The organism is Actinotalea soli, assembly GCF_017565425.1.
GTDB classification, from domain to species: domain Bacteria; phylum Actinomycetota; class Actinomycetes; order Actinomycetales; family Cellulomonadaceae; genus Actinotalea; species Actinotalea soli.
This window is the reverse complement of sequence record NZ_JAGEMK010000007.1, coordinates 162,347-172,944: the sequence shown is the minus strand read 5'-3', so window position 1 is coordinate 172,944 and position 10,598 is coordinate 162,347. Positions and strand designations below refer to the sequence as shown.

12 protein-coding genes and 1 riboswitch are annotated in these 10,598 nt (G+C 72.4%); of the genes, 9 read left to right on the top strand and 3 right to left on the bottom strand.

What is annotated here, in order from left to right; genetic code table 11:
• Positions 1 to 64 precede the first annotated feature (64 nt).
• On the bottom strand, positions 65 to 1,366 hold the full coding sequence (gene aztD / locus J4G33_RS13290; protein WP_243759069.1) for a zinc metallochaperone AztD: 1,302 nt from the start codon (positions 1,364 to 1,366) through the stop codon (positions 65 to 67).
• Between the two features lie 75 nt (positions 1,367 to 1,441).
• A riboswitch (ZMP/ZTP riboswitch) is annotated at positions 1,442 to 1,527 on the top strand.
• Positions 1,528 to 1,599: 72 nt separating this feature from the next.
• Between aztD and glyA the strand changes: the two genes are divergently transcribed.
• Together glyA and J4G33_RS13280 are read left to right on the top strand one after the other, a co-directional pair.
• Complete coding sequence (gene glyA, locus J4G33_RS13285; RefSeq protein WP_305852930.1) at positions 1,600 to 2,877, top strand: serine hydroxymethyltransferase; 1,278 nt, start codon at positions 1,600 to 1,602, stop codon at positions 2,875 to 2,877.
• Positions 2,878 to 2,966: 89 nt separating this feature from the next.
• On the top strand, positions 2,967 to 3,893 hold the full coding sequence (locus tag J4G33_RS13280) for a bifunctional methylenetetrahydrofolate dehydrogenase/methenyltetrahydrofolate cyclohydrolase (RefSeq protein WP_208056473.1): 927 nt from the start codon (positions 2,967 to 2,969) through the stop codon (positions 3,891 to 3,893).
• A gap of 47 nt (positions 3,894 to 3,940) precedes the next feature.
• On the opposite strand, the gene J4G33_RS13275 is transcribed toward J4G33_RS13280, so the two are convergent.
• Positions 3,941 to 4,864, bottom strand: a complete 924-nt coding sequence (locus J4G33_RS13275) for a glycosyltransferase family 2 protein (protein ID WP_208056452.1) — start codon at positions 4,862 to 4,864, stop codon at positions 3,941 to 3,943.
• 209 nt (positions 4,865 to 5,073) lie between these two features.
• Here J4G33_RS13275 and J4G33_RS13270 point away from each other — a divergent pair, with 209 nt between their 5' ends.
• From J4G33_RS13270 to J4G33_RS13245, 6 genes are all read left to right on the top strand, one after another.
• Positions 5,074 to 5,556, top strand: coding sequence for a VOC family protein (locus tag J4G33_RS13270; protein WP_208056451.1), 483 nt, complete (start codon positions 5,074 to 5,076; stop codon positions 5,554 to 5,556).
• 43 nt (positions 5,557 to 5,599) lie between these two features.
• The gene (locus tag J4G33_RS13265) at positions 5,600 to 5,989 is read left to right on the top strand and encodes a VOC family protein (protein ID WP_208056450.1); all 390 of its coding nucleotides are present in this window, start codon (positions 5,600 to 5,602) and stop codon (positions 5,987 to 5,989) included.
• 256 nt (positions 5,990 to 6,245) lie between these two features.
• A complete protein-coding gene (locus tag J4G33_RS13260) occupies positions 6,246 to 7,040 on the top strand; it encodes an exodeoxyribonuclease III (protein ID WP_208056449.1) in 795 nt (264 codons plus the stop codon).
• 71 nt (positions 7,041 to 7,111) lie between these two features.
• Positions 7,112 to 7,465 carry a PadR family transcriptional regulator gene (locus tag J4G33_RS13255; RefSeq protein ID WP_208056448.1) on the top strand — a complete coding sequence of 118 codons (354 nt, stop codon included), beginning with the start codon at positions 7,112 to 7,114 and terminating at the stop codon, positions 7,463 to 7,465.
• 2 nt (positions 7,466 to 7,467) lie between these two features.
• A complete protein-coding gene (locus J4G33_RS13250; RefSeq protein WP_208056447.1) occupies positions 7,468 to 7,956 on the top strand; it encodes a hypothetical protein in 489 nt (162 codons plus the stop codon).
• On the top strand, positions 7,953 to 8,573 hold the full coding sequence (locus J4G33_RS13245) for a hypothetical protein (RefSeq protein ID WP_208056446.1): 621 nt from the start codon (positions 7,953 to 7,955) through the stop codon (positions 8,571 to 8,573). The genes J4G33_RS13250 and J4G33_RS13245 overlap by 4 nt, the downstream gene beginning before the upstream one ends.
• Here J4G33_RS13245 and J4G33_RS13240 read toward each other — a convergent pair.
• Complete coding sequence (locus J4G33_RS13240) at positions 8,570 to 9,859, bottom strand: MFS transporter (protein ID WP_208056445.1); 1,290 nt, start codon at positions 9,857 to 9,859, stop codon at positions 8,570 to 8,572. The genes J4G33_RS13245 and J4G33_RS13240 overlap by 4 nt on opposite strands.
• 56 nt (positions 9,860 to 9,915) lie before the next feature.
• On the opposite strand from J4G33_RS13240, the gene J4G33_RS13235 reads away from it, so the two are divergent.
• Positions 9,916 to 10,485 carry an ArsR/SmtB family transcription factor gene (locus tag J4G33_RS13235; protein WP_208056444.1) on the top strand — a complete coding sequence of 190 codons (570 nt, stop codon included), beginning with the start codon at positions 9,916 to 9,918 and terminating at the stop codon, positions 10,483 to 10,485.
• Positions 10,486 to 10,598 lie beyond the last annotated feature (113 nt).

Sequence of the window (10,598 nt, the reverse complement as noted above, 5' to 3'; positions counted from 1 at the left end):
GACGGGCTCGGGGCCCGCACCGTGTGGTGCGGGCCCCGAGCCCGGTGGTTCCTGGCTGGTCAGGTCAGCCGGTGACCACGGCCATCTCGTTGGGCGCGGCCGGGAGGTCGCCGGTCAGGTAGACCTCGCCGGTCGGGATGTCGACCGCGTGGACCTGCTGGTTCGCGGGGTCGGTCACGTAGGCGGTCTCGCCGAGCACCTTGATCGCCGGGTGGGCGGCCTGCCACTCCTCGGGGACCTCCCAGGCGTCGATCACCGGGTGGCTCGCGACGACGTCGCCGGTCGTCTCGTCCAGGACGTGCAGCGCGCCGTCGGTGCCGAGCACGAGGGCCTCGCCCTCGGGGCCACGGGCCAGGTCGCGGAAGGTGTACTCGACGCCCTCGGGCAGGTGGATGACCTGGAGGGTCTTCGCCGCGGTGTCGATCAGCGTGATCTCGTGCAGGCCCAGACCCTGGTCGGGGTCGTGCTTGTAGTCGCCGAGGGCGATGGTCGAGTCCGCGGTGGTGAACTGGTTGCCGATGCGGCCGTACTCGTGCGGGCTGGCGACCTTGGTGATCTCGCTCCCGTCGTAGATCAGGACGCCGTCGTCGCAGCCGGCGATGACGACCTCGCCCTCGGCCACGGCCTCACCGTGCACGCCGGGGCACTCCTCGCTGCTGGCGATCTCGGTGCCGTCGGCGTCGGTGACGAGCATGCCCGAGCGGGAGTCCTCGTCGCCGATGGTGGTGACGAGGCTGCCGTCGTCGAGGCGGAAGGCGAAGCCGTGGTGGGCCTCGGGGGTCGACGTCGTCTCGACCTCGGGCATGCCGTCGCCGAGCTCGCTCGGGTCGAAGAACGTGATCTCGCCCGTGGCGTCGTCGAACAGGGTCGTGACCCCGCCGTGCGGGATGGCGTGGCCCGGGGTCTCGGCCGAGAACACCACGTCGGTGAGCTCGGGCTCGGCGGTGTAGTAGTGGTCGTGGTCGCCGTGGCCCTCGCTCCAGGTGCCCATGTCGAGGACCTGGAAGCCTGCCTCGTCGCCCGAGGTGGTCGAGACCAGCACGTGGCGACCGTCACCGGCCGGGTTGAGCCGGTTGAAGCCCGGCAGCTCGATGTCGGCGACGACCTCGAGGGTCAGGCCGTCGACGACGAGCAGCCCGCCGTCGTACGCCGTCACGACGCGAGGGGTCTGGGTGGCGGCCTCCTCGCGGCCCGAGCCCTCCTCGTCCTCGTGCTCGTCCTCGTCGTCGTGCTCGTCCTCGGTGCTGACCTCGGCGGTCGTGTCCTCGGTCTCTGCCTCGGTCGAGCAGGCGGTCAGGGCGAGGGCGGGGATGGCGAGGGCGGCGAGCAGGGGGAGGGGGCGGCGGTGTCGAAGGCTGCGTGTCATGAGCGCCACCATAAACGATAACCATTCCCGTTCTCCAACCGAGGCCTGTCTGCTCCTGCGAACGGTTGGTAGGGTGATACCTGTCGCGACTGGCGAACGGGTGGGTCACCACCAGGGAGCGACGCACAGCAGACTTCGGGTCGTACGCCTGGGCCCTTCGGTCACCACACCACGTGTGTGTGCCCGGACCGATCCCGGGATCCCCACACGCACTGCTGATGCGAGGAGAAGCCATGAGCTCCGACGTCATGAACCAGTCCCTGTCCGAGCTGGACCCGGAGATCGCCGCCGTCCTGGACGGCGAGCTGACCCGCCAGCGCGACACCCTCGAGATGATCGCGAGCGAGAACTTCGTGCCCCGCGCGATCCTCCAGGCCCAGGGCTCGGTCCTCACCAACAAGTACGCCGAGGGGTACCCCGGCAAGCGCTACTACGGCGGCTGCGAGCAGGTCGACATCGCGGAGAACCTCGCCCGGGACCGCGCCAAGGCCCTGTTCGGGGCCGACCACGCCAACGTCCAGCCGCACGCCGGGGCCCAGGCGAACGCCGCCGTGCTGCACGCCCTCGCCGACGCGGGGGACACGATCCTGGGTCTCGAGCTCGCCCACGGCGGTCACCTCACCCATGGCATGAAGCTCAACTTCTCGGGCAAGCTGTACGACGTCGCCGCCTACGGCGTGGACCCCGAGACCTACCTGGTCGACATGGACGTCGTCCGCGCCAAGGCCCTCGAGACCAGGCCGCGCGTCATCATCGCGGGCTGGTCGGCCTACCCGCGCCAGCTCGACTTCGCGGCCTTCCGGTCGATCGCCGACGAGGTGGGTGCGGCCCTCTGGGTCGACATGGCGCACTTCGCCGGTCTGGTGGCCGCCGGTCTGCACCCGAGCCCGGTGCCCTACGCCGACGTCGTCTCCTCGACCGTCCACAAGACCATCGGCGGCCCGCGTTCGGGCTTCATCCTCTCCCGTGAGGAGCATGCCAAGAAGATCGACTCGGCGGTGTTCCCCGGGCAGCAGGGTGGGCCGCTCATGCACGTCATCGCGGCCAAGGCCGTGGCCTTCAAGATCGCCGCGACCGAGGGCTTCGTGGAGCGTCAGCAGCGCACCCTGGACGGCGCCCGGCTGATCGCCGAGCGGCTCGGTGCGGCCGACGTCGCGGGCGCGGGCGTCTCCGTCCTGACCGGGGGCACCGACGTCCACCTCGCGCTCGTGGACCTACGGCACTCCGAGCTCGACGGCCAGCAGGCCGAGGACCTGCTCCACGCGGCCGGCATCACCGTGAACCGCAACGCCGTGCCCTTCGACCCGCGCCCGCCCCGCGTCACCTCGGGCCTGCGCATCGGCACGCCCGCTCTCGCGACCCGCGGGTTCGGCGAGGGCGAGTTCCGCGAGGTGGCCGACATCATCGCCACCGCCCTGGTCCAGGGCCAGGGCGCCGACGTCGAGGCCCTCAAGGCCCGGGTGAAGTCGCTCACCGACGGCTTCCCGCTCTACCCCGAGCTCGCCCAGTGAGCGGGGCGCACGAGGGCGCGGCGCCGGACCAGGGCAACGAGGGGGCCGGCCTGACCGACGTCGGCACGCCCGTGGGGACCGACGAGGCCCTGCCGCAGGGGGCTGTCGGCACGGCCGAGACCGCGAGCCCGAGCGGCACGGCCCAGATCCTCGACGGCAAGGCCACGGCCGCGACGATCAAGGCCGAGCTGGCCGTGCGGGTCGCGGCCCTGCGTGAACGCGGCGTCGTGCCCGGCCTCGGCACGATCCTCGTCGGGGACGACCCGGGCTCGCACGCCTACGTGGGGGGCAAGCACCGGGACTGCGCCGAGGTGGGCATCGCCTCGATCCGTGAGGACCTGCCCGGCACGGCCACCCAGGCCGACGTCGAGGCCGCGATCGACCGCCTCAACGCCGACCCGGCGTGCACCGGCTACATCGTCCAGCTGCCGCTGCCCCGAGGGGTGGACGTCAACGCCGTGCTCGAGCGGATCGACCCGCGCAAGGACGCCGACGGCCTGCACCCGACCAACCTCGGGCGCCTGGTGCTGCGGGTCAACGAGCCGATCGACACCCCGCTGCCGTGCACCCCGCGCGGGATCCTGGAGCTGCTCGGCCGGTACGGGCTGAGCGTCAACGGCGCCAACGTCGTCGTCCTCGGTCGCGGTACGACGGTGGGTCGCTCGATCGGCCTGCTGCTGACCCGGCGCGAGCACAACGCGACCGTCACCCTGACCCACACCGGCACCCGGGACCTGCTGGCCCACCTGCGCGAGGCCGACGTGATCGTCGCCGCCGCAGGGGTGCCGGGGATCGTGCGTGCCGAGGACATCAAGCCCGGAGCGATCGTGCTCGACGTCGGGGTGTCCCGCACCGTCGACGAGGCGACCGGCAGGGCTCGCCTGGTGGGCGACGTCGACCCGGGGGTGCGGGAGGTCGCGGGCTGGATCTCGCCCAACCCGGGCGGGGTCGGTCCGATGACCCGCGCGATGCTGCTGGCCAACGTGGTCGACACCGCGGAGGCCGCCGTCGGCTGACCGCTCAGTGCCGCTGACCGCTCAACGCCGGGGAGCGGGGGGCGCTGTCAGGCCCTGGAGGCCGGACCGGGTCGGGTCCCCGGCACCGGGCCCACCTCGAGAGCGGCCTCCGGGCCGTCCTGCTGGACCAGGGCCTTGATCTCGTGGATGCCCGAGGGGATGGTCGGGGCGGTCCGGCCCGCACGGTACGTCGCAGCGATCTCGGCGATGCGGTACGGGCTCAGGCGACGCAGCGCCACGGGGCGGTAGTCGGCGTGCTGCACGGGCGACCACCACTCGTGCACGGCGTCGCGCAGCGTGGGTCTGGCGATCCCGCCGAGCGAGATGACGGCCGTGCGCTCCTTGTGGATGCGTCGCGCGTAGGCTCCGAGGCCAGCCTTGCGCCGGTGGCCGTCGCTGACCCGCAGCTCGGGCGCGAAGGCGATGGTGCCGCCGCGGGCCAGCGCGCGCCACGACCACTCCTTGTCCTCGGCGGCGTCCAGGTCCTCGCGGAAGGGCATCTCGCGCCAGGTGCTGGCCCGCCAGGACGACCCGTGGTTGGAGAAGCCCCAGCGCGGGTACCGCAGGGCGTCCTCGGGACGCTGGAGGTAGTACCCGTCGAGCGGCGTGCCGTCGGGGGTGCGCTTGGCGTAGTTGGTGCCGACGACGGCGGGATCGTCGTAGTAGCGCAACGAGTCCTCGACCCACGTGCGGGAGTGCGGCACCGAGTGGGCCGAGAGCGCACAGTGCACCGTCCCGTGCGCTGCGCGCGCGCCGAGGTTCAGGGCGCCGCCATAGGTGAACTCCTCGGGCGCCATCTCGATGACCTGGTCGGCGAGCTCGTGGGCGATGTCGAGGGTGCCGTCGGTCGAGCCCGAGTCGACGACGATCAGCTCGACCGGCACGGACTGCTCCCGCACCGCCCGCAGGGTCAGCCCGATCGTGTCGGCCTTGTCCTTGGCGCGCACGATCACGCTCGCGGTCCTCGTCATGGGGGCACTCCTCGACCTGGGGTCGTCGGTGGGGTGGCGGCACTGCTCCGGGCCCCCATCGTTCGCCCTCGGTCGGCGCGAACACTCACGTCACGATACGGCCGAACGGGTGACATGCCAACGTGCCCGACGGACGGCCGGTGCCCGGTGACTTCCGCCACCGGGTGCGGTCTGACCTGAGGACAGCACCGACGAGCGAAGGAGTTCCGATGGGCATCGTCCGACCGCACCTGTGGTTCCACAGCGGCGCCGAGAAGGCCGCCGAGTTCTACGCCTCCGTCATCCCGAACTCCGAGGTGACCCGCGTGACCCCCGCACCACCGGGCGGGGTCCCGGGGTGTGCCGAGGGGGAGCCCTTCATCGTCGACTTCACCCTGGACGGCATGCCGGTCACCGCGATCAACGCCGGCCCGTACCTGACGTTGGACGAGGCCTTCTCCATGTACCTGACCTGCGACGACCAGGACGAGGTCGACCGCTACTGGGAGGTTCTCACCGCCGACGGCGGCGACCCCGGTCAGTGCGGTTGGCTCAAGGACCGCTTCGGGCTGTCCTGGCAGGTGGTCCCGCGTCAGCTCGAGGAGATCATGACCCGGCCCGACGGCGAGGGTGTGGGGCGCGCCATGGCCGCGATGCTCACCATGACCAAGCTCGAGATCGAGCCGATGGAGCGCGCGTACGCCGACGGGTGAGTCCGTCGTTGCTGCCGCGGGCGCGGCGCGGTTGGATGCTCGCGTGACAGCACAGGCAGCAGGGGTGGGGCGCCGTGTGACCGGCGTCTTCGTCCACGTGACGGACATGGGCAGGGCGATCGCCTTCTGGTCGGCGGTCCTTGGGGTGCCGGCCGGCCGGACCAGCCACGAGGGTCTGATCCACGACCTGCACCCGCCAGGACCTGACGCCGTCCCCGTGGTGCTCGACGGTCACCGTCATGCCCGCGGGATCGATCGGGGCGACCACGGTCCGCTCTTCATGCTCGCGGTGGACGACGTCGCGGTGGCACGGGAGCGGCTCGCCGAGCTCGGCGGCGCCCCGGGGGAGGTCGAGGACATCGGCAGCGTCCTCGTGGTGCACGCCCAGGACCCGGACGGCAACCGGTTCGTCCTCGCCCAGCCCGCCCGCTGAGGACACGGCGCGCCAGGTCCGACGTCCGGCGTCGGCGCCCTTCGGTGCCTGTGGTGCCGGCGGGCGCCTGGCCTCGCTCGTGCTGGTGCTCGTGCTCGTGCGAGATTGTGGGGTCGATCGTGGTCGCGATGTGACCCTGATCGACCCCGATCCTGCCGATCGCCTGCGGTGCCCGATCGACCTCGGGCGTGGGCGGTCAGGGTGGTGCTGACCGCGTCGTTCGTGCCGTGTCGGTGGCGTGGGGTTGGATGGCCGGGTGCTGACGATCGCCACTGCCAACGTGAACGGAATCCGTGCCGCCTTCCGGCGGGGGATGGGGGACTGGGTCGAGGCCCGCAAGCCCGACGTCCTGCTGCTGCAGGAGGTGCGCGCCCCGCAGGAGATGGTCGGTGACTTCCTGCCGGCCGAGGAGTGGCACCTCGCCCACGACGAGTCCGTGATCAAGGGCCGCGCCGGGGTGGCCATCGCCTCGCGGCTGCCCATGAGCGCGATCCGCATCGGGCTCGGCCAGGGTGTCCCCGTCAACACGGGTCGCTGGGTCGAGGCCGACCTCGAGCTGCCCGAGGGCGGGACGCTCACCGTGATCTCGACGTACATCCACTCGGGCACCGTGGGCACGCCGAAGATGGACGAGAAGTACGCCTTCCTCGAGCTCGTGACCGCACGGCTCGCCGAGCTCCGGGCCTCGGGCGCCGACGTCGTGGTGGCGGGAGATGTGAACATCGCCCACCAGAACATCGACATCAAGAACTGGAAGGGCAACCTCAAGGCTGCCGGCTTCCTCCCCGAGGAGCGTGCCTACCTCGACCGCTGGTTCGGCGACGGGTGGGCAGACCTCGGTCGGCGTCTCGGTGGGGACGGCCCCGGGCCGTACACCTGGTGGTCCTGGCGCGGGCAGTCCTACGTGAACGACGCCGGGTGGCGCATCGACTACCAGCTCGCCACCCCCGAGCTCGCGGAGCGCGCGCTCAAGGCCGAGGTCGACCGTGCCCCCACGTACGAGGAGCGCTGGAGCGACCACGCCCCGCTGCTGGTCAGCTACGACCTCTGAGCGGCTGCCCTCCCCATCTGCCACGGCCACTACCTTGCGCTGCATGACACCTGCAGTGCAAGGTAGTCCCTGTGGCGAGCGACGGAGGTGGTGAGCGAGGGTCCCGGCTGCTGCGCGGGATCCTCGACGCCTGCCTGCTGGCCCTGGTCGCCGAGCAGGACCGCTACGGCTACGAGCTCGCCGCGGCGCTGCGCCAGGCCGGGCTCGGCATGGTGCGCGACGGGTCGATCTACCCCTTGGTCTCGCGACTCGAGGCCAAGGGGCTGCTCGACAGCTACGTCGCGCCGTCCACCAGCGGACCGGGCCGCCGCTACTACCGCATCACCGATGCCGGCCGTCGCGAGCTGTGGGAAGCGCGCACGACCTGGAAGCAGGTCGCGACCGGGGTCGACGCGATCCTGCACGTGAGCAGACAAGGGGACTGATCGTGGAACCACGACTGCGCCGCAGCGACGGCGCCGAGATCGACGTGCAGATCGAGCGGATCGACCGCTCCTGGTCCACGCGTGACCTGACGACTGCTGAGCGCCACGAGCGGTACGAGCGCCTCGACGGGCTGAGGGAGCATCTCGAGCGGGCGGCGGCCGAGGGGCGGTCGCCCGAGGAGGTGCTGAACCCGGACCCGGTCGCGTTCGCGTTCGCAGCGGAGTGGGGCGCGGCGCGATGCCCGCACGTACGCGCTGATCCTGCGCATCGCCACCGGTCCTCCCGCCGCGCGGCCCGGGCGGGCTCCGTGCTCGGCGGGCTGCTGCTCCTTGTCGGCCTCGGGCTCGCCTGGACGCTCCTCGACGGCACCGGGGTCTCGGTGACGTGGCCCGCGGCGGTCGTGCTCGTCGTCCTCGGCGCTGCCCTGACCGCGCTGCAGGTGCGGTGGTCGAACCGGGCCTGGGCGCGACGAGGCGGGGTGACGTCGTGACGGGGGCCGGGCCGTCCGCTCCCGTCGCTCGGGTCCTGGACCAGGTCGATCGGGCCTGGCGCCAGAGCGGTGTCCCGCGGCCCGAGCGTCAGGTACGCCTGGACGAGCTGCGCACCCACCTCGAGGATGCGGTGGCCCATGGCCAAGACCCGCAGGAGGTGGTGGGACCGGACCCCGTGGCCTTCGCGGCGGAATGGGTGCACGCTGATCGTCGGCGGCCGGTGGCGAGCGTGACCCTGCGTGTCGTGGGTGTGCTCCTCGTGGTGACGGGCGCGCTCGCCCTGACGTACGTGCTCGCTCCGGATGACCTCGGCGGTGGTCGCCCCGGGCTGACCTGGAGCGCCCTCGTCTTCGCGCTGATCCCGCCCGCTGTCGTGCTGTACCGGGAGGCCCTGACGTTGCGGCCCCTGGGGCTGGACCTCAGACGCCGCAAGGACGTCGCGCTCGCGGGCATCATCGCGGTGGCCCTCCTGGGCGGGGCCGCCGGCGCGCGCACGTCCGAAGCGCTGCTCCCGGTGCCCTACCCCGTCGCGTCCGGCCTGATCGGCGCCGGGCTGCTCCTCCTCGGCTGGGCCTGGGTGATGCGGCTGACGCCCCGCACCCGCCGGATGGTCTAGGGGGTGCCGTCGACCGCGGCGGCAGCTGCGTGGTCCGGCGTCGGGAGCTCGCGCATGCGGATCAGCGGTGACAGCACGACGGGTAGTGCCGAGAGCAGGGTCCCGCCCGCAGCGATCCACATCGTCGGGATCACGCCGAGCGCGGTCCCGAGCCACCCGCCGAGCAGACCGCCCAGGGGCACGGTGCCCCAGACGATGAACCGCACGGAGGCGTTCATCCGGCCCAGCAGCGCGGGCGGGCACAGGCGCTGCCGGAAGCTGACCTGCGCGACGTTGTAGACGACGACCGCGAAGCTGAACAGCACGCCGTTGGCGATGAGCGTGACCTCGGGCGGGATGCCGACGTCGGCGAGCGGGACGGCCAGCGGGACGAGCGCGAAGGCGGGCCCCATCGCCAGGGCCGAGACGGGGACGATGCGCCCCCCGCCGATCCACCGGGCGCACCGGTCGGCCACGACAGCACCCAGCAGCCCGCCCACCGCCCCGGCAGAGAAGACGACGCCGAGCCCTGCCTCGTCGAGGTCGAGGACGCGCAGCGCGTAGATGACCAGGAGTGCGCTCGAGACGGCGTTGAACAGGTTCCCGATCGAGGTGCAGGCCACGATCCTGCGCAGCAGGGGCTGGCGGACCACGAACTGCAGCCCCTCGGCGATCTCGACCCGCAAGGAGCGCCGGTCCTCACGCCGCGGCAGCACCTCCTCCTGCCGGATGCGCCCGACGAACACCGCCGAGGCCAGGTAGGTCACCACCGTCACGCCGATCAGGGCGGGGGCCGAGATCACCCGCAGCAGTGCACCGCCGATGGCGGGTGCTCCGACCATGGCGACCGACTGCGTGGCCTGGAGCTTGCTGTTGCCCTCGGAGATCCGGTCGAGCCCCACCAGCCCGGGCACGTAGCTCTGGTGGGCGACGTCGAAGAACACCGTCGCTGCGCTGAGGACCAGGCCCGCGGCGTACAGCAGGGGCATCGAGGCGTGGCCGGCCAGGGCGAGCGCTACCACCACCGCCAGGACGACGGCGCGCACCAGGTCCGCGACGATCAGGGTGCGGCGCTTGCGCATCCGGTCCACCCACGCCCCGGCGGGCAGCCCGATGACCAGGAACGCTGCGGTCTGGGTGGCGTTGAGGGCGCCCATCTGCCACTCGGTCGCGTCGAGGTGGGTGACCGCGTAGACGGGCAGGGCCAGGCCGGTGAGCTGGGCGCCGAACTGCCCGAGCGCATCGCCGATCCACAGCTGGCGGAAGTTGCGGTGGAAGGCGAGGGACCGCGGTCGGGGGCTGGGCATGGCGGCAGCATGGCGGGAGTGATTGGGAAGTGTCAATCGGTTTGTAGGATGAGGCCATGCCCGACGTCGAGGACGGTCCGCCCGCGGAGATCCCTCCCGAGCGCGCCGCCGAGGTGCCCGAGGCCTCGGAGCGCGAGGCGGACGCCGATGCCCGCGCCCTGGCCTCGGTGCTGCGCATGCGCATCCTGCGGCTGTGCCTGGACCAGGCGCTGACCAACAAGGAGATCGCCGAGCGGCTGGGGAGGCGCCCTGCGACCACCTTCCACCACGTGCGGACCCTCGCCGAGCGTGGCTTCCTCGCGGCTCAGCCGGAGCGGCGCGGTGCGCGGGGCGCGCGTGAGATCCCCTACCGGGCGACCGGGAAGTCATGGCGCATGCCCCGGGTGCCGGGCACCACGCGCGTGCTCATCGACACCTTCCTGAGCGAGGTCGCCGAGCTCGATGACCCGGACGCCATGGTGGTCAGCCGGCTCGGCCTGCGCCTCGACGAGGCCGGGTACGCCGAGCTGCACCGGCGGCTGTCGGAGCTCCTGCAGGATCTCGCCGACCGTCCGGGTGATCCGGGCGGCACCCCCTACTCGATCTTCCTCGCCGTGCACGAGGATGTTGCCCGCCGGGAGACCTGAGCCGCGGCCGATGCGTACCGCCCTCGGGCCTGCGGCGGGAACGGTCTGACCAGGAGAGGGAGGTGCAGCCCGCGCGGCCGGCTCGACGTGGCGCCCTGCCGCGGAGGCCGCGT